Origin of the sequence: Clostridium sp. CS001 (genome assembly GCF_020443565.1) — a bacterium.
GTDB lineage: Bacteria > Bacillota > Clostridia > Clostridiales > Clostridiaceae > Clostridium_AD.
On the sequence record NZ_JAIZZN010000004.1, the window covers coordinates 133,467 to 158,963 of the forward strand.

The following is a 25,497-nucleotide window of genomic DNA, read 5'->3' on the forward strand; positions in this document are numbered from 1 at the left end:
ATTAATTGCTATTCTACCATATTTAAAGCTATTTGCTCATCCATTTTTATATCTCGATTAACCACACATCCAACAATATCCATATAGAATCTAGGTGAAAGTCCTGTTCCTGGCCTTTTGAAGTCTAAGTCTGTTAACTCTATAACTTCCCCTGCTTTTATATCTCTAGTTAATACAATGCTTTTTCTTGCTGCCTTCATAGTATCCACTTCACTTGCATTGTACATCTTTATCCCAGTTCCTAGAGCCATTTCCACATCTCTAATTGCAACAACCATATTTTTTAGTTCTTCATGACTTAATGAGGCTTTATGATCTGGTCCCTCCATAGTTTTATCTAAAGTAAAATGTTTTTCAATTATAGCCGCTCCCATAGCTGCTGCTGCTATAGGCACTGTTATTCCTTTAGTGTGGTCAGAGTATCCTGACATAATTTTAAAAGCACTCTTTATGGTATTCATTACTTCTAAGTTAACACTTTGTACTCTAGCTGGATAATTTGAAGTGCAATGGAGAACAGCTACTTCTTTATTTTCTACGGAGTAAATTGAATTTAGAGCTTCTTCAATTTCTGCAAGTGTTGCCATGCCAGAAGATAAAATTATAGGTTTATTAAATTTCGCTATATGTATAAGTAAAGGAATATTGGTTAAATCGCTTGAGCTAATTTTAAAAGCTTCCATACCTATAGATTCCAAAAAATCAGCGCTTTCAAAATCAAAAGGTGTAGATAAAAACATAATATCCTTTAGTGTGCAATATGCTTTAAGGTCTATAAAGTTTTCATAAGAAAGTTCTAGCTTCTTTAGCATATTAAACTGAGAATCGCAGATTCCGATATTCTCCTTTTGATATTCAGCCATATCAGCATATCTAGTTACCAATTTCTCTGTTTTAAATGTTTGAAATTTTATAGCATCCACTCCTGCAAAAACAGCCTTATCTACCAGTTCTTTTGCTAAATTTATATCCCCATTATGATTGACTCCTGCTTCTGCTATTATAAATACATGGTTACCATCACCTATAATCTTATTTCCTATTTTAAACATGCATATTCTCCTTTATAATAAGTTCTACAAGTTTTGCATCTAGCATTGTATCAATATCCACAGAGCTTTCCTTGCTCATAACATACGGCATTGAATCTTCATCTACAAACTTTTTCTTGTGTACCAACATATCATTTGAATTTATATATATTGCTCCATTTAATATGTAAAAAATGGGTAAGTCTTGTCTTCTAAGATTTGGTCCTTCAAAACTTAGAACTTCCTTCAACTTTTCATTTTCTATACTTCTCATAATTACAGGGTTCTCATTAGCTTCACGAAGACTTACTAAAGAGCTTCTGTTACTTTCCATAAGCTTTTCTATAGCTTCATCTACATGTTCAAATGTTCTTAATGGAGATGTTGGTTGCAATAATATCACATAATCATAACACATATTATTATTTTCATAAAAATCTATAGCATGTAACACTAAATCTATAGATTTTGCACTATCATTTGCTAAGTGCTCTGGCCTTAAAAATGGCACATTAGCACCATATTGCTGCGCAATATCTTTTATAGCATCACTATCCGTAGACACCACTATTTCGTCTATATATTTAGATTGCTTTCCTGCTTCTATTGTATAAGCTATAAGTGGTTTACCGCATATATCCATGATATTCTTGTTTAATATACCCTTTGAACCACCTCTTGCTGGAATAATAGCAAGAAACTTTTTATCCTTATACATAATTATCCTCTTTTCAGAATCTTCTTCCCGTATTTTCTTATATTCTCTTTTAAACTCAATGAAACACACTATAGTCAAAACTTTTAGAAATCAGACTTCCTTTATTGATTTTTAAGCAGTTGATCCTGCGGCACATCACGAAGTGTTCGAGCAGGATTACCAACTACAATTTTACCTGCCTCCACGTCTTTTGTAACCACGCTACCTGCTGCTACAAGTCCATCTTCATATATTGTTTTGCCAGGCAAGATAACTGCTCCTGCTCCAATTCGCCCACCTTTTTTTATAGTTACTCCTTTGAAATTTCCAAATCTTTCTTTAGAACGCGCTGCATAATTATCATTTGAAGTGATAACACAAGGCGCTATAAATACATAATCCTCAACCTCTGAATAGGCAGTTAAATATACACTAGTTTGTATCTTACAATTAGATCCAACATTGCAGAAGTTTTCGATAGTTGTTCCTCTGCCAATAATTGTTTTTGAACCTATATTTACATTTTCTCTCACTACTGCAGTATCTGCAATAAGAGTTTTTTCTCCTATTACACAACCACAATAGATAATTACACCGGCACCAATAAGACATCCCTCACCTATTTTAGCTGGAGCAAGGATTTCTTCACTTTTGAATATACTGTTCACTGCTCTCATTGGCTGCTTACCTATTACTGTATTATCATCTATTCTAACATTTTCTTTTATAGAAGTTCCTGCATGTATAACTACATTACTACCTATCACACAATTATCACCTATTACTACCTCATCTTCTATTACTACAAAATGTCCTAATATTACATTATTACCCACTTTGCTTTTATCCGAAACATAATTCATGAAAATACCTCCTTCTATATAGTATTTCTAAAACTATTTTTTCATTTCTAGTGTAGAGAAATCCCCCATTGGGAACTTAACTGGAAGCCCTGTAAGTCTTGATTTGTAAGCTGCAAGTATAATTGACATACCTTTCATTCCCTCTTCACCGTTTATTAGAGGTTCTCTATCCATATTTATAGCGTCAATCATATCTTTAAATAATGGTGTGTGTCCAAATCCATATACTGAATCTGGGTCTCCTTGTTGCTGTTTTAATATTTCTTCTTCTGAATCCTTATCGTCCGCAAATTTCCAAGTTTCTATAGAATTAACCGCAAGCCCACCTATAGAAACCGTGCCAGTTTCACCAAATATACTTAATGTCTCTTCTAAGTTTTTAGGATATACACAAGCAGAGCCTTCAACTATGCCTATAGCTCCATTTTTAAACTTTATGATTATTGCACCAAAGTCCTCCCCTTCTATATCTCTTAGGAAAGTACCGCACTGAGCATAAACAGTATCAATTTCTCCGCCCATCATCCATTGCAATAAATCAATATTATGAATACATTGATTCATTAACGTACCACCATCTAGTTCCCAGGTTCCTCTCCAAGGTGCTTGCTGGTAATATCCCATATTTCTATTCCAAAGAATCCTTGCGGTTCCGTTAACCAACTTACCAAATCTGTTTTCCTCTACTGCAGTTCGTAGCTTTTGAATTGGCTCATTAAATCTATTTTGATGACTAACACAAAGCTTTACATTGTTTTTTCTTGCACACTCAATCATTTTATCTGCATCTTTGGTTGATAATGCCATTGGCTTTTCAACAATGACATGTTTCCCACTATTCATACAATCCATAGCTATCTCTGGATGATATCCACTTTCAGTAGCTATAGTAACCATATCGATATCAACCTCTTTAAGCATCTCTTTATAATCTGTATAAACTTTTACTTCTACATTTTCATCTAGTATCTTTATGTATTCATCTTTTTTTGAAATTGCATTAGCTTCTATTACATCACAAACAGCAACAAGTTCAATTTCCTCTCTATTTTGAGTTATAGCTTCCACATGTTTGTAGGAAATCCTTCCACACCCTATTATTGCAATTTTTAATTTTTTCATTTTATTTCCTCCTTTTAGTTTATCTAAAACTTTGGCATGCAATATTATAAAAAGTTTACAATACTTGCATGCCATAATTTCATTACTTTATATTAGGCATTTTGCCCTGTTATTTCTTTAATATAATTTACTAATATAGATTTTAAAGCTTATTTATTTTTTCTCTATTGTTTAAAACATGCTTTGTAGCATTTCTAGTATCATATAATAAATTAGCCTCTTTTACAATTCTTTCATAATCATAACAGCTATGACCTGTTGTAATGATTACTATATCTGCATCCTTAATTTCATTTTCCCAAACTACTGATACATATTCTTTGCCTTTGTGCTTAAAATTTGGGATAAACGGATCATTTACCATAATATTAGCACCATTCTTTTCTAATTGATCTATAACTTTTAATGTAGGTGACTCTCTCATATCATCTATATCATTTTTATATGCAGAGCCCATAAGGAGAACCTTTGCTCCATTTAATGCCTTTTTCTCGCCATTTAAAAGCTTCATAACATTTTCAAGTACAAATTCAGGCATATAGTCATTTATTTGACCTGAAGTCTCTATTAATTTTGTATGATAATCATACTCTTTTGCTTTCCATTCAAGGTAGAATGGATCAAGAGGTATACAGTGCCCACCAAGTCCTGGACCTGGGTAAAATGGCATAAATCCATAAGGCTTAGTTGAAGCTGCATCTATAACTTCCCAAATATCAATATTCATTCTTTTGCACAAAATAGCCATTTCATTTGCTAATGCTATATTTACATTTCTAAAAGTATTTTCAAGAATCTTTTCCATTTCAGCTACAGCAGGAGAAGATACTTCTAATATATCTCCCTCTAGTACACTTCTATATAACATTCCTGCTACTTCCGTGCAACTAGGAGTGCATCCTCCAACTACCTTAGGAGTATTTTTTGTGTTAAACTCTTTATTACCTGGATCAACTCTCTCTGGAGAAAATGCTAAGAAAAAGTCTACTCCACACTTTAAACCTGATTCTTCAAGTATAGGTTTTATTACTTCTTCTGTAGTTCCTGGATATGTAGTACTTTCAAGCACAACTAACATCCCTCTATGTATGTATTTAGCCACACTTCTAGTTGAATCGACTACATATGATAAATCTGGTTGCTTATATATATCCAGTGGTGTAGGAACTGCTATACAAACAGTATCAACATCTTTAACAAAACTAAAATCTGTAGTAGCTTTAAGTTTTCCTGCTTTTACAAGTCTATCTAAATCTGAATCTACAATATCACCAATATAATTAATACCTTTATTTATCATTTGAACCTTTTGATCTTGAACATCAAATCCTATTACTTCATATCCTACCTTAGCCTTCTCTACTGCTAGTGGTAATCCCACATAACCAAGTCCTACTACACCAAGTTTAGCTGTTTTATTTTTTAGCTTTAATAATAATTCGTCTTTTAGTTGAAGCATTTTGTTACCTCCTGTAACCTTAAAGGTTTTATTTAATAGGTCAATTTGTGTCTTATTAATTCTTTCTCTTATAAGTAGGAATCTTTTCTTCCATTAAAGAAAAGATTGCTTCCTTATCTTTGCTTACTACATTTCTAAATTCCTCAATGGATTTCTCAATAAATTGTATATCTTCACCTACAGGTTTTTCAACATAAATTTTATTGTGAGAAGTTGATGTTAACGCTATTTCATCCATTAAAAGTTCCTCATAAAGTTTTTCTCCTGGTCTTAATCCAGTAAACTCAATTTTTATATCTACATCTGGTTGAAGCCCAGAAAGAGTTATTAAATCTCTAGCTAAATCTATTATTTTTACAGGTGTACCCATATCTAAAACAAATATTTCTCCACCTTTTGCCATACCTCCAGCTTGAATTACTAATTGAGCAGCCTCAGGTATTGTCATAAAAAATCTATTAATTTCTGGATGCATTACAGTAACTGGTCCTCCATGGGCTATTTGCCTTTTGAACAAGGGTATTACAGAACCATTGCTTCCCAGTACATTACCAAATCTTACAGCCACATATTCAGTGTCACTAACTGTGTCAAAAGCTTGAATTATAAGTTCACAAAATCTCTTGGTAGCTCCCATGATATTTGTTGGATTTACAGCTTTATCTGTACTGATTTGAACAAACCGTTTAACACCAGATTCATGACTACATTTTACCACATTATAGGTTCCAATTACATTATTCTTAATTGCTTCTACTGGATTATTCTCCATAAGGGGCACATGTTTATGCGCCGCAGCATGAAATACTACATCTGGCTTACTATTTTCAAATATCTCTTTTAATCTGTCAAAATCTCTAACCGATGCAATAATAAACTCTTTATCGAGTTCAGGGACCTCATAATTAAGCTCCATCTGTAAGTCATAGGCGTTATTTTCGTATATGTCTAAAACTATTAGTTTTTTAGGTTTGAATTTAACAATTTGCCTACATAACTCTGAACCTATAGATCCACCGCCACCAGTTACTAATATCGTCTTCCCTTTTATATATTTATCAATATCTTCATTGCTTAGTTTAACTGGCTCTCTACCTAATAGATCTTCAATATTTACATCGCGAATCTCGTTAATATTTACTTTTTCATCTACAATTTCATAAATACCTGGAATTGTTTTTAACTTGCATTTTGTTTGCTTACATATGTTTAATATTTCTGTTTTAGTTTTAAAATCTGCGGAAGGCATAGTGATAATTATTTCATTAACATCTCTTTCCTCACAAATTGATAGTATCTTATCTCTGCCACCCAATACTTTAATATCATTGATTATTCCACCGCTTTTAGACTCATCATCATCTATTAAGCCCACAATAAAATAGTTAAGATCCTTATGTTTTTTAATTTCCTTTACTAACATTGCACCTGCATCCCCTGCACCTACAATTAGTACATTTAGATTCTTTTCACACTGTTTATTTTCTCCCTTATTTTGTTCAAATATTCTATACATAATTCTAATTCCACCTAGGGTAATTACGCATAGAAGCCAAAATATAATATGCACTGTAAAAGGGAATCTATAATAATTACTCTTAAATAAGATATGGCTAAATAAATAGCTATAAATCATAAATGCTATATTTGCTAAGGTTATTGAATATACTATAGAAAATAACTCTTCTATAGAAGCATATTTCCACATATTCCTATACAGCTTAAATACTTTATTAAATCCTATTATGAAAATCAGCACTGGAATTATTGAAAGTCTAAAAAATTCAAGGTCTTTACTCGGGATATTAAAATCAAATCTCAATAGTAGAGATATATATAGTGAAGCCAAAATACAAGCAATATCCACTATATAGACTCTTTTATCAGTTTTCATTAAGCTCACATCCTATATTTAGTTTTAAATTTGTTGCCACTCCCCTTAACCATTTTACATCATTTTTAAAATTATTCAACATATTTTTATACTTCTATTATTCTATAACCTATCATATACTATTATATCTTAAATTTTTCTGTTTGCATAATTTCAAGGAAGTTATTAACAGTTTGTTTTTATTCCTTTAAAATTAAAGGTCCAATTTCTCTTAAAACTTACATTGAAACAACCTTAAAAAACTTCAGTCGGAGTATAGAGCCTCCTTCTGAAGTCGTTGTTATTATAGCATGGAAGATAATGATTTAATATAAATACTTAGGGACATCAAAATACAAGTTAGTACTTGTAAACTTATCCATAATTGATTTTATGTTTTTTGTTTGCTTACTAGCCCAACCAATATCCGTTGCATATTGGTGAGTTCCAGTTGAGCTTGGATTCCATCTCATTTTATATAATGTGTTTTGGTTGTAAGCAGTACTATTTATATAATTTTTAGAAATCCACTCCGCACCACCTTCAATTGCTAGTTCAACACTAATCCAACCTTTTGTATATGCATATTCACTTCCTAACTTTATAGGGTCAGAATCGTAGGCTCCAATACCAAATGTATTATAAGCTACCCTAGGAGGAACATTAGCACCTTTTACTTGCGTTACTATAACCCCTCTTGATAAAACTGAGCTACCATTTCCTGTCTCCAAAAAAGAGTGTGCCATCAAATATGCAGGACTAACATTATATGTTTTGGCAGAATTTAAATATGCTTGTCCTTTTTCACTTAATACGCCTTTGCCTTGCAAAACAGAATTAATTTCATTAACAGTGATTCCGCCTGTATAGTTTAATTTTAAAAATTGATATTTGCCTTCTGCATTTAGAAAGTTTGCAGGATCCACATAATATTTTATTTCATCTCGCTTTGCCAATATCCACTTACCTAAGGAATCAGTCACTGCGCCATTTAGCCCGTATTGAATATCAGTTATTTTATCAAGGGAGTAATTAAAAGTAGTTAATGTAGTATTAGATTTAGTAATATTTATAACCTTTAACTTCCAACCTTCATAGGCTTTTGCTTTAGGGTTTTCATTAACTTTACCCCACAATGTAGAATTTGCAGACATAGCCCACACATCTATAACATATGTTCCCGCTTCTTTTGGCCGCCACAAAATTTTCCCTTCAGAATATTCCGTAATATCATTACTCCACTCATTTTTTGTTGCATTATAAATATGTAATTTATATTGATATGGTGCTTTCATGCCACTAATATTTTCTATACCATTTATCTCAACATCTTCACCTAACATATACTCTTCTTTATCAATTTTCATATCGCCATTTAGATATACTCTGTTATTATCATCTCTATTAACACAATTTAAATATGCAATATAACTACTATCATATTCTGCGTTTGAACCCTTTCCTCTCACCCAAACAGATAGTTTGTATTTGCCTAAGTCAAATACTTTTTCCGGGCTTATTTCATAAGGGACTTGTGCGCTAGTGACTTCTGTATACCCAGATGTAAGTTCTGTCCATAGATTTCGTTTTTCCTCAAATAAAAACATCCTGTACTGAACCTCTTTCGCATTTTTTGTAGTTAAGTAAAATTTTTCTTTATCTCCTTGTATTAATGGTGATTGTGAAATTCCAACAAATGAAATAGTAGGCTTGTCCAAAGCTGAAGCAAATTTCGGCGACAAAATAATAATACTAATTGCTAAAATAATTACTGGAAAAATTTTTTTCAATTCAGAACACTCCTTTTGCAGATATTTTGTTTTGTATAAAAGAAATAGCCAGTTTTATCTAGCTATTTCACTTATATTACTTTTTTAACTGGTTATTGCATTCATTGTAAATATCTTTAAACATATCATTATCTTTTATTGTTAAAAGGTATTTCATAAAAGTCTTTTTAAGATCCTCTCTTTTTAGTGCATACTCTACGGTTGCTTCTAAGAAACCTTGCTTATCACCCACATCATACCTTCTACCTTTAAAGTTATATGCATACATAGATTCTTCAGAAATTAAAGTCTTCAATGCATCTGTAAGCTGTATTTCTCCACCTTTTCCAGGCTTCGTGCTATCTAAAATATCAAATATCTTTGGTGTTATAATATATCTTCCTAGTATTGCTATGTTTGATGTCGCTTCTGTAGCCTTAGGTTTTTCAACAAGATCTTTAACTTTATAAACTCTGTCTTCAATGGCTGTTCCATTTACTATCCCATATTTATAAACCTCACTTTTAGGAACCTCTTGAACACCCAAAATTGAGGCATCATATTTTTCATAACAATCCATAAGTTGTTTTAAACAAGGTACTTCACTATCTACTATATCGTCACCAAGCATTACAGCAAAAGGCTCATCCCCCACAAAAGTTCTTGCACAGTTTATTGCATGTCCTAGACCTTTAGGTTCTTTCTGACGTACAAAGTAGATATTCGCCATATTAGATATGTCTCGAACCATTTTTAAAACCTCTTCATTACCACTTTGCTCTAATTGTAATTCAAGTTCAATTGATTTATCGAAATGATCTTCAATGGATTTTTTATTTCTTCCTGTTATGATTAATATCTCTTCAATTCCAGATGCAATTGCCTCTTCGATAATATACTGTATTGTTGGCTTATCAACAATCGGCAACATCTCTTTAGGCTGGGCCTTAGTGGCTGGTAAAAACCTTGTGCCCAGTCCTGCAGCTGGTATTATAGCTTTCTTTACTCTCATAGTTTTTCTCCCTCCAAATAATATAATGTTAGGTTTATAACTCTCTTCAAAGCTTATTTGAAAATATTAAAATTTATTTCTCCTCTTTAAGCATGTTTTCTAGTTGGATTACAATCTCATCTTCCGGATTTATCTTTTTAGCTATATCTAAATGCATCCTAGCCTGATGAAAGTCTTTAACATTTAAATAACACATAACAAGATTTGTACATATTTCTATTGATTTTGTAACCTCAAACGCCTTCCTAAAGTACTTAATAGCTGTTTCATAATTTTCAAGACACGCATAGTTAACTCCAAACTCATTTATTACCTCAATTAAATCCTCATCCATTACAACTGCCTCATTTAAATAATAGATAGCTTTCTCATAATTTTTAAGAATCCTATAAGCTACAGCTGTGTGGTAATATATGTCCGGGCTATCTCCTATTTGTTCCATTAAAGGTATGAAAATTTCAAGTGCTGCTTTGGGATTATCATGGACTATCTCCTTAGCCTTTTGAAACTTTGTAACATTTTCCATATCGTTTTTCAGTTCAATAATTTCCGTTGTCTGCTCTCCTCCATTTGCAAAATAATTACTTAGCGCAATTAATGCTAAGTCATATTTTTTTTCGCTATTAAAAACTAACGCCTCATATAAATATGGATTACTGTACCCAGGAATTTCTTTAGCCTTTTGAATAAGTTCTTGCTCTTCTTCTTTGAACATAACATTAGTGTTTCTTAGCTTGTCTACCAACATAAAAATTTTATCAAAATTTTCTTGATTTTCTTCTATGCTTAATAATCCTTTTAAAATAATATACGCTTCTTCATAATTCTCATTCTTTATTTCTTGAAATATCACTCCTTTAATAAACCCAGTTGAATTTGGAATAGCTCTTATAATTTCTTTATATTCTTTATTGTATTTAAAAAGTTCATCTGCTCCCAAAACATAAAACATTCCCTCTATAAATAGGTTAACTGGTATATTATCAAAACTTTCGTTTTTCTTTACCTTTTCAATTATCTCATTAGTTCTAACTGGGAAGTATATATCTTCTAAAATTACAAATTCATTGATCTTGCTATTCTTTTTTATTTCTAAAAAAAGAATAGTTGCTAATTTTTCAGCAAAATATGTTTTAATTTCCATGTTTAACACCTTCCTACTAATCCTAAATATTTATTCTTCTAGTACTCTGTTAATAATAATAATATACTGCGGATAATTTGTAAACCTTATAAAATCATAGCAATCAATATTACTCTGGTAACATCCCCTATAATTCCCAATCTATATAGATTTTTTAACTATACCCATAACCTTTTCCTTTAATTTAAGCATTTTTTTAGGTGCGTCTTCTAATGAATTTCCTTTCACAGATAAATAAATCTTCATTTTGGGCTCAGTACCAGAAGGCCTGACTACAAACCAAGAGCCATCCTCTAACAGGAATTTCAAAACATTGGATCTTGGTAATTTAATTATAGTTTCCTCATTCATTACCAAGTCTTTGCAACATCCAGTTTTATAGTCAATCTTTTTTATAATCTTAGTAGTTCCTACTAAGTCAACTATTGAATCTCTGAAATATTCCAATGTATTATTAATTTTTTCTGTGCCATCTTTGCCCTCCATTTCTATGGAAATCAAATCCTCTTCGTAATATCCATACTGCTCATAAAGATCCATTAGGGCGTCGTAGAGGCTTAGTCCCATGTTTTTATAGTAAAGTGTCATCTCGCAAATTAGCATCGCAGCTATAACTGCATCTTTGTCCCGTACAAAATCTCCTGCTAAATATCCAAAACTCTCTTCAAATCCAAACAAAAAGTCTTTTTCACCAGTTTCCTCAAATTCTTTAACCTTCTCCCCAATATACTTAAACCCAGTTAACACGTCTAATACTTCAACATTATACTTTTTTCCTATACCTAGTACCATATCCGTAGTAACAATGGTTTTTATTATTACACCCTTCGGAGTCAATTTATTAGCTTCACTTAAAGACATTAAAATATAATTACTTAATAATACTCCTGTCTGATTTCCTGTAAGAACCTTGTAATTTCCATTCTTATCTTTAACTACAGCGCCAATCCTATCACAATCAGGGTCTGTGCCAAAAATAATGTCTGGATTAATGTCTTTTGCCATCTCAAGAGCTAATTCAAATACTTTTGATTCTTCTGGATTTGGATATCTTACTGTTGGAAAGTCCCCATCTGGTTGTTCCTGTTTTGCTACAACAGATACATTAGTATAACCTAATTCTTTTAATATTCTTCTCACAGGTATGTTTCCTGAGCCATGAATAGGCGTGTAAATGACTCTTAAATTTGGGGCATGCTCTGCAACTAAGTTTTTTCTCATAGTTAAATTCTTAATTTTTAGAATGTATGATAGAAATAGATCATCTTCTATGAATTTTAACATACCACTTTCTTCTGCTTTATTAATGTCCATAGTTTTAATCTTAGAAAAATCTCTTATCATATCTGCATAGGATATAATTTCTTTGGCCACCTTATCCGTAACTTGACCACCATCAACACCATAAACTTTATACCCATTGTATTCTTTAGGATTATGTGAAGCTGTTATAACAATTCCGGCTTTGCTTTGAAGCTTACGAACAGCATAAGATAAAATTGGAGTTGGCGTTAAATTTTTGAACAAGTTTACATAAATACCATTGCCACAAAGTGTTTCTGCAGTAGCTTTTGCAAATTCTTTTGACATATTTCTTGAATCATATGCAATACTAACTGATATATCCCCCTTGTATTTTGTATTTAAATAGTCTGCTAGCCCTTGAGTTGCTTTACCTATTGTGTGTATATTCATTCTATTAGTTCCTGCACCGATAACCCCCCTGAGTCCTCCTGTACCAAACTCTAGATTTTTATAAAATCTATCTTCAATTTCTTTTTCATCTACTAATTCTTCTAGCTCTTTCTTAAGTTCAACATCTATAAAGTCAGAAGTTATCCAACTTCTATATTTTTCTTTATACATCCCATACATACCCCCTTGAATTTTTCTTAAATCATCAACTGCGTTGCTTTAACATTATTTTCAAAAATCTTAGTTTATATTTTACATTATACTATGAAAACGCTGTAAAAAATACCCTTATGCTTTCACATGAGGGTATCCCTTACAACATTCAACTTACTTCAAGTTTATTAAATCATCATCTGCGATGCTGCAATATTAACAACTTTGCAAGCAGATTTAAACTTACACTGAATTATAGTTCATTCTCAATTTCAGTTTCACCCATATCCTCATTATATTTCTTAACCTTAGTTACTGTTGCTATAACTAAGCTTAGTGAGTCTATAATTGATATCTCTTTTGCAAACTCGACATCTGCTACCCTATATGAGTCACCTGCATTTAAGTTTGATACATCTACTTCAACTGATTTAGGAATCTTTACTGCTGTACATTGAACCTTTATACTAGTTCTTTCTTTCTGAAGAACATCACCATTTTTACCAATTGTATTTTCTCCTAAAAATTTAATGGGTACCTCTGTTATTACGCGACTATTCTCATATAATTCTTCAAAATCAATATGTATAATCTTTTGGTTAACTGGTTCTCTTTGAATTTCTTTTATAAGAACATTGTGGTCATCTCCATTAATGGTTATATCTAAAACACCATGCTCTCCTATTCTACTAATTTGACTATTTAATTCTAGTTCTCCAACTTCAAACATAAGATTTTTAAGGTTTTTGCCATACATAATCCCTGGCACCTTACCTTCCCTTCTGTCTCTTCTTGCCGAGTGATGTGCTTTCTTTTCCCTCTTTTTGACTTCTAGCTTTTCCATTATTACCCCTCCTTAATATTTATCTTAAGAATATAACAATTATTATTTATTCTAATAACTGCCTTCTCTATTATTAACTAAGGAAAAGAATAATATACCTTTTTAAATGTATATTATGTTAATTAATTAATATTTACAATACTGTTATGTTTTACTTAAAAATTTGAATTTATTATTGCATTTACATATGTTATCCTTTATAATTATAAATTGTCCGAATGAATATATTACAAAAAAAAATTAAGATGTCTTAATATAAATTTTCTTGAAAGGGGTGTATAAATTGTATAGATTAAATCAAAATGAAACTCCATTATTTGATGCTTTACTGGAATATGTAGACAGAGAAACTTTACCTTTTCACGTACCAGGTCATAAAAAAGGTGTAGGTGCCGATGAACAGTTTAGAAGTTTCATGGGTATAAATCCTTTTAAAATTGATGTTACAGTATTTAAACTTGTTGATAGTTTTCACCACTCAACTGGCCCAATAAAAAAGGCACAAGAATTAGCAGCTGATGCTTACGGTGCTGATGCATCATTTTTCTCAGTTCACGGCACTTCTGGAGCTATTCAAGCTATGATTATGTCTGTCGTTGGATCTGGCGAAAAAATAATCGTACCTAGAAATGTTCATAAATCAATAACTGGGGGCATTATATTATCAGGGGCTATACCAGTTTATATGCAACCTGAACTAGATAAGAAAATAGGTGTTGCACATGGAGTTTCCTCAGAGACTGTGGAAGCAACTTTAAAAGAAAACCCTGATGCGAAAGCTGTGCTTATAATTAACCCTACATATTATGGAGTATCTACCGATATTAAGAGAATTGCAGATATCGTTCATGAATATGGTATCCCTCTAATAGTTGATGAAGCCCATGGACCTCACCTTAAATTTAATAATAGACTGCCAATGTCCGCTATGGAAGCTGGTGCAGATATTTGTGCACAAAGCACTCATAAAATCATAGGTTCATTAACTCAGAGTTCTTTGCTACATGTTAATTCAAAATATGTTAGCCCAGCTAGAGTTAAGCAACTTATAAACTTAATGCACACAACTTCGCCTTCTTACATACTAATGGCTTCACTAGATTGTGCAAGGCGTCAAATTGCATTGGAAGGCGAAATACTTTTAGAAAAAACTATTGATTTATGTAATTATGTTAGAAACGAAGTAAATAAAATACCTGGACTTTATTGCTTTGGTGAAGAGGTTTTAGATGGTTTTGGTGCTTATTCTTTTGACCCAACCAAAATCACAATAACTTGTAGAGATTTAGGTATAACTGGTTATGATTTAGATATGATACTTTCTAACAAATATCACATACAAATGGAATTGTCTGATCTTTATAACATATTGGCTGTTGGTTCCTTTGGAGACACAGAAAGTGGAATGGAGCAATTACTGGAAGCTTTAAGAGAAATAAGTAATGAATATTATGGTAAAGGAGCAAAAAAAGCTGACTTTATAGATATTCCTAATATTCCAGAACAAGCCCAAATTCCTCGTGAGGCTTTCAATAGTGTAAATACTGCTGTGGAAATTAAAAAAAGCGTTGGCATGATAAGTGGAGAATTCTTAATGGCTTATCCACCTGGTATTCCAATACTTTGTCCTGGTGAGAGAATAACCCAAGAGATTATTGATTATGTTGAAAAATTAAAAGCTACTGGGTTATATGTTCAAGGAACTGAAGACCCTGAAGTTGAGTATATAAAAGTTGTTAGAGAAGAAGATGCTGTGTATATAACAGTTGAATAAAAATAAAAAGAACTCCTAATTGGAGTTCTTTTTGCTTCTATTCAATCTTACTCTAAACTCAATATTTTCTCTTTCAATACCGCTTAAGTACTTAAAATATTGTGTGTCTTCCATTTTACTTATAGTTTCACAAGTCTCCACTAATTTAAGAAAATACCCCATCATATAACTTATCTTCATTAATGGGCCTGTTAATTTGTGATTAAACCTAATAGACCATTGTTTTTTCTTTTTTTCCGAGGTTTTTTTTATGTTTGTATAACATTCCTTTCCAGAATCTATCAATCTTATCTTTTGTAGATTTATGCCTAGGGTATCCCTATATATTGGTAATAATTCTTCAAGCATGCCTATATTAAAGTATTTTTTTTCTTCTATAAATTTTTTTGCATTATCTATTACCAGCTTTAAGACTTCATTGTTCTCTTTTCTAATTCCTGGCAGCTTAGTTACAATTTTCTTCACTTGTTCTGAGTCTACAATTCCTTCTTTCGTTAGAAAGTCTAATCCGTATTCTACTAGTTCATAATCTTTTCTATCCTTTTCAATAGTTATTTCATCTTGAAGTGCATTTAGAATACAGATTCGATTTTCTATGTTATAAAATATTTCTGAAAAATATCCTAACTTTGCTAACCTTTCCTGCAAGGTTTTTTCAGTAACAATTTCATTTTTTTCGTTTACATAAAGATATCCCAAATGTTCTTTACGTAAAACCTTAAACCTTTTTTTAAAAAACACAATTTCTCTATATAAGATATTATTATATTCTAAAGCATGAGATACTTTAACCACTTCGCCTTTCTGTATATATCCCTTTGTGAGCTCTAATATTTCCTTAGATGCTGGTGAGTACATTGTCATTTATATTCCTCCTTGAAATTCCCTTGTTTAAAACAATTATAAATTGTTTTAATATAATATACTTATATTATATCAAATTTTTAGAGATATCCCACATAAATATAATATTCTTTACTTTATAACTAAATTCAACATATATTTTGTATATGTAACAATTATTCTCTAATTTTATAAAAAACAAAAATAGGAGCTTTAAGCCAAAGCTCCTATTTTTGTTAAACGTTTATTAAATACTAAACATTCATACCTGCTTCAAATGCTTTCTTATTTAATTCTATAGCTTTTGAAGGTACTATTGCACTAATAACATCATTCCAATTTATTTCTTCTAATTTAAGTACTTTGATTAAAGCTCCCAGTAATACTACATTTTGTGCTTTAATATTTCCGAGTCCTTCTGCGATTTCAGCAGCATTTATAATTACTATATTCTCAACTAGATCAGTTAATCTCTTATTTACATTTTCCGGATATTTTTCTTTACCAGTTAAAACTGGTACTGGGTGTATTTCATAATCATTAATTACAACATACCCGTCTTTTTTTAGATAAGGTAAGTATCTAGCTGCTTCACTTTTTTCAAAAGAAACTATTACATCTACTTTACCTTTTTCAATTAGTGGAGAATAAACCTTTTCTCCAAATCTTACTTGAGTAGTAACACTTCCACCTCTTTGAGCCATTCCGTGAACCTCTGACATTTTTACATCATATCCATTTACTAAAAGACCCTCAGTTAAAATTTTAGATGCAAGAATAGTACCTTGTCCACCTACACCTACAAATAGTACACTTTTATTTTCTCTCATATTATTCACCAACCTTTTCAATTGCTTTAAATGGGCACACTTGTTTACATAATCCACATCCATTACACATGGATTTATCTATACTTACAATTCCATCTCTGAATCTTAGTGCTGGGCAACCTGTTTTTAAACAAGTTTTACACTTTTTACATTTCTCTTGGTCGATAAAACATTTAATCCCTGCTCTAGCTTTAAGTACATCTTTGATTAATGCGCAAGGTTGTTTTGTAATTATTACAAAAGGTTCTGTACTATCATGTGCTTCTTTTACTGCTTGCTTAGTTTCTTCTAGTTTGTATGGATCTATAACCCTTATATTTTCTGGTTTTATACCACAGGCAAGAACTAATTGTTCTATGTCAATCATTGGTGCCGGAGTTCCTTGAAGAGTTTTTCCAGTACCAGGATTTTCTTGATGACCAGTCATACCTGTAATTCTATTATCTAAAATACAAGTAACTATAGGTGTATTATTGTAAACAGTATTTATAAGTCCAGTTACTCCAGAGTGGAAGAAAGTTGAGTCTCCAATGAATGCAAAAACTTTTTTATCATCTCTATTTGCAACCATATTGGCTCTTTCAATACCTGTGCCTGCTGAAATTGAAGCTCCCATACATATAACAGTATCTGTTACATTAAGAGGATCTACCATACCTAATGTATAGCATCCTATATCACCAGATGCTATCACATCTTTATATTTTGATACTTGATAAAAAATACCTCTATGTGGGCAACCTGGACATAAAACTGGTGGTCTTGATGGTGCTTGTACATCTGTTTCATAAGTAACATCATCAACTTCACCTAAAATAGCTTTTCTAATTATGCTAGGATTTAATTCTTCACAAATTGGAATTATTTCCTTTCCGATACAGGCAATTCCCATTGCTTTAATTGCAGTTTCTAAATAAGGATCATTCTCTTCTATTATATAAAGTTTTTCAACCTTAGCTGCAAATTCTCTTATCATTTCATCCGGAAGAGGATAACTCATTCCTATTTTTAAATAAGAAGCATTATCGCCTAGTACTTCCTTAGCATATTGATAAGAAATACCACTAGTAATTATTCCAATTTTACTATCGCCCATTTCTATTCTGTTTAAATGGGAAGTATTAGAGAATTTTCTTAAAGCTTCTAACCTTTCTTCTACTTCGTAATGTTTAGCTCTTGAATTTGCTGGTGTCATAATATACTTTTTTACATTCTTTTCATAAGGTCTTACTGCAACTTGTTTTTTCTCTCCAAAAACTAGAGAAGATTTAGAGTGACATACTCTTGTAGTAACTCTAAATAATATAAGAGTATCAAACTGCTCACTTATTTCATAAGCTTCTTTCATGAAGTCTAAGCATTCTTGTGAATCAGATGGTTCAAGCATTGCAACTTTAGCATGTGGCGCATAGTACCTATTATCCTGCTCATTTTGAGATGAATGCATTCCAGGGTCATCTGCAGTTACAACAACAAATCCTCCATTTACTCCTTCATAAGCCATTGTAAATAGAGGGTCGGCTGCTACATTTAAGCCTACATGTTTCATTGTAGATAATGACCTTGCACCACCAATTGATGCACCAGCTGCAACTTCAAATGCTACTTTTTCATTGGGTGCCCATTCTGCATAGACTCCTTCATATTTAGCAAAATTCTCAAGTATTTCTGTGCTAGGTGTTCCTGCATAAGCTGAAGCTATGTGACAACCTGCTTCGTAGGCTCCCCTTGCCATTGCCTCATTTCCTGACATTATTACTTTTTTCATGTATAATTTCCCCCTTATATTCTTATGAGCCTAAACAAATAATAATTGCTAGCTCTGGTTTTCCTCTTATATTATTCAATTTTTATTATAATCAACTTCTATAATAAATATAATATATTTTTATACAACAACTGCTCCAAGTGCTATAGAATATAATTTTGATTTTGCACTATCTGCTCTTGAAACCAATACTACTGGACATTTTGCCCCTACTATAATGCCTGCACTTTCAGCTTTGGCAAAGTAAGTAAGTGATTTGCCTAAGAAGTTACCTGCTTCTATATTTGGTACAAGTAATATGTCACTATCTCCAGCTACATCACTAATAATACCCTTGTGCTCAGCTGCTTCTTTTGATATTGCATTATCAAGCCCTAAAGGACCATCAATTAAACAACCCTTTATTTGTCCCCTTTTATTCATTAATGATAATGCTGCGGCATCTAATGTTGCTTGCATTGCAGAATTAACAACTTCCACTGCACAAACCGGTGCAACCTTTGGAATATCTATTTGCAAAGCATGTGCCACTTCTACTGCATTATTAATTATCTCGATTTTATCTTTAAGTTCAGGATATGTAACCATTCCTCCATCAGTTATAAATAATAATTTATGATAAGTAGGTACATCGTATACCATAACATGTGATAAAAGTCCTTTGCCTCTGAGTCCTGCATCCTTATTTAGCACTGCTCTTAATAAGTCAGAAGTTCCAAGCATACCTTTCATAATAAAGTGTGCTTCTCCATTTGTTACAAGTTCTACAGCCTTTGCTGCAGCACTTACAATGTTTTTCTCATTCACAATTCTAATATTTTCTAGGGATAAGTTTTCTTTAGCTGCAATGTCTGTTATCTTTTCTTCATCACCAACCAAAACTGCATCAACGATTTGCAGTCTAACTGCTTCTACTACAGCTTTTAACACTACATTATCTTGTGCTACAGCTACAGATAATGTTTTTTTCACTTTAACTTTAGCAAGTTCAATTAGCTCATCAAGTCTCTTAACCATAATCTAACCCCTTTACTTAAGATTCATAATAGTAATTAATTATTTTCTAATGTTACTTTTTAAACAATTACAATTCAACATTCTAAGTTGTGATTGTTTTACTAACATATATTATAAGTCATAGTATAATTGAAATTCTATTGGTGATGGAACAGGAATTACTTTTTTTATTTCTTTTTCAGTTTTGTATTTAATCCAAGTATTAATGAAATGCTCATCGAATACGTTGCCTTTTAACAGGAATCCATAATCCTTTTTAAGTTCTTCAAGTGCTTCGTCTAAAGACTTTGGTAACGCTTCGATTTTATCTTGCTCTTCCTTTGGCAAATTAAAAACGTTTACATCATATGGTCCATACCCTGCTTCAGTTGGGTTAATCTTATTCTCTATACCATCAATACCTGCCATAAGTAGTGCAGAATATGCTAGGTAAGGATTTGCTGTTGCATCTGATGATCTAAATTCAAATCTTCTAGCTTCAGGATCTTTGATATAACCAGGGATTCTTATAACTGCAGTTCTATTTCCTGTAGCAAAACAAATTGATACTGGTGCTTCAAATCCTGGTACTAATCTTTTATATGAATTAGTTGATGGGTTAGTAAAAGCAAGTAATGCCTTAGAATGTTTTAATATTCCACCAATAAAATACAGAGCTGTTTCACTCATTTGAGAGTATCCATTCTCATCATAGAAAAGATTCTTTCCATTCTTTCTTAAAAGCATATGAACGTGCATTCCACTTCCAGCTTCCCCAAACAGTGGTTTAGGCATAAAAGTAGCTGTTTTCCCATGTGCAACCGCTTCGTTTTTGATTAAGTATTTTGCCATCATAGTAGCATCAGCCATCTTAGCCATTCCACCTAGTTCAACTTCTATTTCAAGCTGACCAGCAGATCCTACTTCATGGTGATGATATTTTACAGCTATTCCTGCTTCCTCAAGCCTTAGACACATTTCACTTCTTAGGTCATTATTAAGGTCATAAGGTAATCCTAAGTGATAACTTTTTTGGAAAGGAGCTTTATACCCAAAGTTTTCTCCTTTATCGTTTGTATTCCATGGTGCTTGCTTAGAATCTATTGAAACTTCTTGGTGATGATTTGTAACTTCATAATTTACATGGTCGAATATGTAATATTCAAATTCAGGTCCTATTGCATACTCATCAGCAATTCCAAGTTCTTGCATGTACTTCTCTGCTTTTTCAGCTATAAATCTTGGGTCACCAGAAAATCTTCCTTCTCTTTTACCAAGAGTATACATATTAGCAATCATGCTTAATGTTGGTGTCTTGCAATATGGGTCAACAAAAGCTGTACTCATATCAGGAATGAATCTCATATCTGAATCCTCTATAGTTGAATATCCATAACTTGACCCGTCAAAGCCTATTCCTTCAGAAAAAGTTTTTTCTGATAGTCTTTGCACTGGTATCGTTAAATGATTCCATCTTCCTGGTAGAGTCACCACTTTAAAATCTACAAACTTAATATTATTTTCTTTTATGAATTGTTGCACTTCGTTGATATTATTAAACATCTTTTGAAACCTCCATATCTTTAATAGATAATTTTTAAATATTCATAATTTTAGTATAATACATGATTTTCTTTTGTCAATTCAACTTGCTAAAGCATATATATAATTTCAAAAAAAAGTCACTATATTTAAGTGACTTTTTAATAAATTAGTATAAAATTCTATCATTAATACTTTTTATGCTATTACATCCCGTAAGTACCATAGCTGATTTTAATTCACCTCTTAGAAGATCAATGTACGATTTCACACCTTCAGTCTTGCCTCCAAAGGACGCAGTTACAAATGGTCTGCCAATAAGTACAGCATCTGCACCTAATGCTAACATTTTAAGTATATCTGTGCCACTTCGAACTCCACCATCAGCTAAAATAGTTATTTTACCCTTAACTTCCTCCGCAATCTCTTGAAGCACATGCGCAACCCCTGGGGTTTGATCTAGGACTCTTCCTCCATGGTTTGATACTACAATAGCAGCTACTCCTGCTTCTACAGCAAGTTTTGCATCATCAGCAGTCATTATACCCTTAAGAATAAATGGTAACTTAGTTGACTCTACAATTTCTTTTATCTCTTCCACATTTTTGGGCATAACAGGTTTTCCGTGGAGCGCTAAGGTTATGAGACCACAGGCGTCTATATCCATGCCTATAGCAAATACGCCAGCCTCTTCTGCCAATTTAATTTTTTCTATAACCTTACTATTTTCCCAAGGTTTAATTACAGCAATTCCATTTCCACCCTGCTTTTTAAGTTCAGATAGATTAGTTGTGAGAAAAGCATCTACAGCAGTATCTCCAACCATTGGAAAAATTCCTCCTTCTAAACATCCACTGATAACCCAAGAAATATACTCTTCTTCGCTAAACTTACCACCCATATTTAATGTAGTTCCGGATACTGGCGCCGCAAATACTGGTATGTCCATTTTTTTACCGAATAATTCTATTGATGTATCCGGATTTTTTGCATCGTGAATAGTTCTCATATTAAGTTTATACTCTGATAATGCGTCTACATTAATTTTAAAAGCATCTCCAGTTCCTTTTCCACCCATCCCAGGTACTTCACCAGCACAAGCAACTCCATCGCATATAGGGCAAACCCTACAACTTTTGTTCAAGTTTCCTCTAGCTTCTTTTAAAACATCTTTATAATCCATTTTATTTTCCCCCTAGTTTTACTTTATTATAAGTTCTAATTCATCTAAGTTTTCTTCAGTAAATAACTTCATACCTTTAGATAATAATAGTTCTGCTGTAACTCCATTGCCGGGCCTTTTAGCTCCACTAAAAGTTCCATCGTATATTTTTGAAACTCCACAAGAAGGACTTCTCGCCTTTAAAATAGCAATACTGGCACCAACTGCTTCTGCAATTTTTAAAGTTTCATAGGCGCCTTTTATAAACTCTGGTGTTACATCATCAGTGTCATCGTAAGGACCAAGTACTTTGGCTTTGCCTTGTAGTACTTCTAGACCACTTCCATTTACAATTTCATGTGGTGCTCTTGGAGTTTCTTGCCCACCTAGTTGCTCTGGACAAACTGGAATTGCTTTTCCTTCCCTTAAAAGCTTAAGCACCCTTTCATCTAAATTATTGCCACCATCATACTTACAGTTAACACCACATAAGCAAGCACTTACAATTATCATATCCTCACCCCTTATTTAAGCTCAGCTACTGTAACGCCACTACCGCCTTCACCATAATTTCCTAATCTATAGGCTTTAACATGACTATGCCTCTTTAACATATCTGTAATAGTATTTCTTAGAACCCCTGTGCCCTTACCATGGATAATGGTAATTTCTTTAAGTCCTCCTAAATAAGCATCATCTAAATATTTGTCAACGGTATAAATAGCTTCCTCTGCATCCATACCTCTTAAATCTACAGAGGTTGATACGTTTCTTAGGTTTAACTTAACTTCTCTTCTATTTATCTTAGCCTTTTTCTTCTCTTCCTCAGTTATTTTAGATTTACGTAAATCGTCTATTTTAACGTTTATCTTCATAATTCCTGCTTGAACTTGTACTTCACCTTTGTTATCAGGCTTTGAAATTACAATAACCTTCTGCCCAAGAGATGGCAAATATACCTCTTGACCTTCTTTTACTGTTTTAAGTTTCTCACCTAAATCCTCATTGTTTTTTTCTACATGTTTATCTAAGCTTTCAAGTTTGTTCTTAATCTTAAGTCTTTCTTCTTCAAGCATTTGTCTTGCTTCAGAAGAGTAACCTAGTTTTTCAAGGTCTCTCATGTTTTTAAGAATGGCATCAGATTCTTCCTTAGCATCTCTTATTAATCTTTTTGCTTCTCTTTGAGCCTCATACATTGCATTTTCTCTAATATTTTCAAGTTTATATAATTTCTCTTGATATTTATCCTTTAGCTTTTTAGCTTCAAGTTTTAAGCTTTCTGAAATCCTAGCGTCTTCTGCTACTTTTATGCTTTTTTCTTGCAAGCTTTGAACTAATCCTTCAAATTCTAAAGTCTCTTTAGAAATATTCTCTTTGGCATTTTTAATAATAAAATCAGGTAATCCAAGTCTTTTTGATATTTCAAATGCATTTGATTTACCAGGTACTCCTATTATCAGCCTAAAAGTAGGACTTAGTGTATCTATATTAAATTCTACAGAGGCATTTTCTACTCCGATAGTTTTTAATGCATATCCCTTTAATTCACTATAATGTGTAGTTGCAACTACTTTTGTACCTCTAGCTCTTAAGTTTTCCAAAATTGAAACAGCAAGTGCTGCTCCCTCAGTTGGGTCTGTTCCAGCCCCTAATTCATCAAATAGCGCTAAGGATTTTTTATCTGCTTTTGCAATGATATTAACTATATTTGTCATATGAGAGGAAAAAGTAGATAAGCTTTGCTCTATACTTTGCTCGTCACCTATATCAGCAAAAATCTCCTCAAAAAAGCTTACCATAGACCCTTCTCTCGCTGGAATTAAAATTCCGCTTAGAGCCATTAATTGAATTAACCCCACAGTTTTTAAAGTTACTGTTTTTCCTCCGGTATTTGGTCCTGTTATTACTAAGGAAGTAAATTCTCTGCCTAAATAAATGCTGCTTGATACCACTTCCCTAGGATCTATTAGCGGATGCCTTGCATCAATTATATCTATAATTCCATCCTCGTTAACACTTGGAATGATAGCATTCATTTCTAATGCATACCTTGCCTTAGCAAAAATAAAATCAAGTTCCCATACTATGTTTGCATTGTTCGAAACAACATTTATATTTTCGTAAACCTTATAAGATAACTCACTTAAAATTCTTTCAACCTCAGCTCTTTCCTTTAGCATAATTTCTTTAATTTCATTGTTTAAATGCACCAAACTCATTGGCTCAATAAACAAAGTAGCTCCTGAAGAACTTTGATCATGCACTATACCAGGCACACTACCTTTATGCTCTACTTTAACAGGGATTACATATCTATCACCTCTTATAGTATAGAGGCTCTCTTGAAGATATTTTCCATTGGACCTAACTAATGAATTCACCTTATCTTTAACAGACGCATTTTTCTCTTTTAAAGATTTTCTTAAATTAAAAAGTAAACTACTAGCTCTGTCAGAAATTTCTTCATCACTTATTATTGCTATAAAAATTTCATCTTCTAGTTTTTTTAATGGAACAATTCCAATACATATATCCTCTAAAACTCTAGAAGATTCATCATCTTTTTTTATACCAACATAGCTCTGAAATAACCTAGCACACCTAAGCATTTGAGCTATTCTAATTAGCTGATTTGGCATTAGTGATGCTTCTTTTGATGCTCTGATTATTGCATCACGGACATCCCATATGCCTTCAAAAGGCGCGCTTCCCTTTGTTGATAAAAGTAATAATGCTTCTTGTGTCTCTTGCAAATGCTCTCTTACCTCGTATATATTAGTATAAGGTTCTAAATCATCTATAATGTCTTTACCTGCCGTAGTGTGAGTATATTCTTTGATTTTATCTTTTATTTTATAATATTCTAAAACCTTTAATGATTTTATGTTCATAACTTCACCGTCTTTCTTTTATTCAAAAT

20 protein-coding genes are annotated in these 25,497 nt (G+C 32.3%); 1 reads left to right on the plus strand and 19 read right to left on the minus strand.

Features of this window, described 5'->3' with window-relative positions; all coding sequences use genetic code 11:
- Nucleotides 1–8: 8 nt before the first annotated feature.
- The 11 genes from neuB to LGK97_RS04685 form a co-directional block, all read right to left on the minus strand.
- Entirely contained in the window at nucleotides 9–1,052 is a 1,044-nt protein-coding gene (gene neuB, locus LGK97_RS04635) for an N-acetylneuraminate synthase (RefSeq protein WP_226258577.1), read from the minus strand.
- Nucleotides 1,045–1,749 (minus strand): cytidylyltransferase domain-containing protein, encoded by a 705-nt coding sequence (locus LGK97_RS04640; protein WP_226258578.1) that lies wholly within the window; start codon nucleotides 1,747–1,749, stop codon nucleotides 1,045–1,047. Before LGK97_RS04640 ends, neuB begins: the two co-directional genes overlap by 8 nt.
- 101 nt (nucleotides 1,750–1,850) lie before the next feature.
- Nucleotides 1,851–2,591 carry an N-acetyltransferase gene (locus tag LGK97_RS04645; protein WP_226258579.1) on the minus strand — a complete coding sequence of 247 codons (741 nt, stop codon included), beginning with the start codon at nucleotides 2,589–2,591 and terminating at the stop codon, nucleotides 1,851–1,853.
- Between the two features lie 33 nt (nucleotides 2,592–2,624).
- On the minus strand, nucleotides 2,625–3,713 hold the full coding sequence (locus tag LGK97_RS04650) for a Gfo/Idh/MocA family protein (protein ID WP_226258580.1): 1,089 nt from the start codon (nucleotides 3,711–3,713) through the stop codon (nucleotides 2,625–2,627).
- Between the two features lie 142 nt (nucleotides 3,714–3,855).
- Nucleotides 3,856–5,172, minus strand: coding sequence for a nucleotide sugar dehydrogenase (locus LGK97_RS04655; protein ID WP_226258581.1), 1,317 nt, complete (start codon nucleotides 5,170–5,172; stop codon nucleotides 3,856–3,858).
- A 55-nt stretch (nucleotides 5,173–5,227) separates the two neighbouring features.
- On the minus strand, nucleotides 5,228–7,066 hold the full coding sequence (locus tag LGK97_RS04660) for a polysaccharide biosynthesis protein (protein WP_226258582.1): 1,839 nt from the start codon (nucleotides 7,064–7,066) through the stop codon (nucleotides 5,228–5,230).
- 305 nt (nucleotides 7,067–7,371) lie between these two features.
- On the minus strand, nucleotides 7,372–8,835 hold the full coding sequence (locus tag LGK97_RS04665; protein ID WP_226258583.1) for an N-acetylglucosaminidase: 1,464 nt from the start codon (nucleotides 8,833–8,835) through the stop codon (nucleotides 7,372–7,374).
- A 76-nt stretch (nucleotides 8,836–8,911) separates the two neighbouring features.
- Nucleotides 8,912–9,826: a UTP--glucose-1-phosphate uridylyltransferase GalU gene (gene galU, locus LGK97_RS04670; RefSeq protein WP_226258584.1), complete on the minus strand. Its 915-nt coding sequence runs from the start codon at nucleotides 9,824–9,826 to the stop codon at nucleotides 8,912–8,914.
- Between the two features lie 73 nt (nucleotides 9,827–9,899).
- Nucleotides 9,900–10,970, minus strand: coding sequence for a tetratricopeptide repeat protein (locus LGK97_RS04675; protein ID WP_226258585.1), 1,071 nt, complete (start codon nucleotides 10,968–10,970; stop codon nucleotides 9,900–9,902).
- 141 nt (nucleotides 10,971–11,111) lie between these two features.
- Nucleotides 11,112–12,836, minus strand: a complete 1,725-nt coding sequence (locus LGK97_RS04680; protein ID WP_226258586.1) for a phospho-sugar mutase — start codon at nucleotides 12,834–12,836, stop codon at nucleotides 11,112–11,114.
- Nucleotides 12,837–13,071: 235 nt separating this feature from the next.
- Complete coding sequence (locus LGK97_RS04685) at nucleotides 13,072–13,662, minus strand: 50S ribosomal protein L25 (RefSeq protein WP_226258587.1); 591 nt, start codon at nucleotides 13,660–13,662, stop codon at nucleotides 13,072–13,074.
- 283 nt (nucleotides 13,663–13,945) lie between these two features.
- On the opposite strand from LGK97_RS04685, the gene LGK97_RS04690 reads away from it, so the two are divergent.
- Complete coding sequence (locus LGK97_RS04690; protein ID WP_226258588.1) at nucleotides 13,946–15,436, plus strand: aminotransferase class I/II-fold pyridoxal phosphate-dependent enzyme; 1,491 nt, start codon at nucleotides 13,946–13,948, stop codon at nucleotides 15,434–15,436.
- Nucleotides 15,437–15,451: 15 nt separating this feature from the next.
- Here the strand turns inward: LGK97_RS04690 and LGK97_RS04695 are convergent, their stop codons facing one another.
- From LGK97_RS04695 to LGK97_RS04730, 8 genes are all read right to left on the minus strand, one after another.
- A complete protein-coding gene (locus LGK97_RS04695) occupies nucleotides 15,452–16,300 on the minus strand; it encodes a hypothetical protein (protein WP_226258589.1) in 849 nt (282 codons plus the stop codon).
- A 233-nt stretch (nucleotides 16,301–16,533) separates the two neighbouring features.
- Complete coding sequence (locus LGK97_RS04700) at nucleotides 16,534–17,109, minus strand: indolepyruvate oxidoreductase subunit beta (protein ID WP_226258590.1); 576 nt, start codon at nucleotides 17,107–17,109, stop codon at nucleotides 16,534–16,536.
- A gap of 1 nt (nucleotide 17,110) precedes the next feature.
- Entirely contained in the window at nucleotides 17,111–18,877 is a 1,767-nt protein-coding gene (gene iorA / locus LGK97_RS04705) for an indolepyruvate ferredoxin oxidoreductase subunit alpha (RefSeq protein ID WP_226258591.1), read from the minus strand.
- 120 nt (nucleotides 18,878–18,997) lie between these two features.
- The gene (locus LGK97_RS04710; RefSeq protein ID WP_226258592.1) at nucleotides 18,998–19,894 is read right to left on the minus strand and encodes a phosphate butyryltransferase; all 897 of its coding nucleotides are present in this window, start codon (nucleotides 19,892–19,894) and stop codon (nucleotides 18,998–19,000) included.
- A gap of 111 nt (nucleotides 19,895–20,005) precedes the next feature.
- Nucleotides 20,006–21,436 carry a type I glutamate--ammonia ligase gene (gene glnA / locus LGK97_RS04715; protein WP_226258593.1) on the minus strand — a complete coding sequence of 477 codons (1,431 nt, stop codon included), beginning with the start codon at nucleotides 21,434–21,436 and terminating at the stop codon, nucleotides 20,006–20,008.
- Between the two features lie 148 nt (nucleotides 21,437–21,584).
- Nucleotides 21,585–22,598 carry an alpha-hydroxy-acid oxidizing protein gene (locus tag LGK97_RS04720; protein WP_226258594.1) on the minus strand — a complete coding sequence of 338 codons (1,014 nt, stop codon included), beginning with the start codon at nucleotides 22,596–22,598 and terminating at the stop codon, nucleotides 21,585–21,587.
- A gap of 18 nt (nucleotides 22,599–22,616) precedes the next feature.
- Complete coding sequence (locus LGK97_RS04725) at nucleotides 22,617–23,090, minus strand: DUF523 domain-containing protein (RefSeq protein WP_226258595.1); 474 nt, start codon at nucleotides 23,088–23,090, stop codon at nucleotides 22,617–22,619.
- A gap of 11 nt (nucleotides 23,091–23,101) precedes the next feature.
- Entirely contained in the window at nucleotides 23,102–25,468 is a 2,367-nt protein-coding gene (locus LGK97_RS04730; RefSeq protein WP_226258596.1) for an endonuclease MutS2, read from the minus strand.
- Nucleotides 25,469–25,497: the final 29 nt, after the last annotated feature.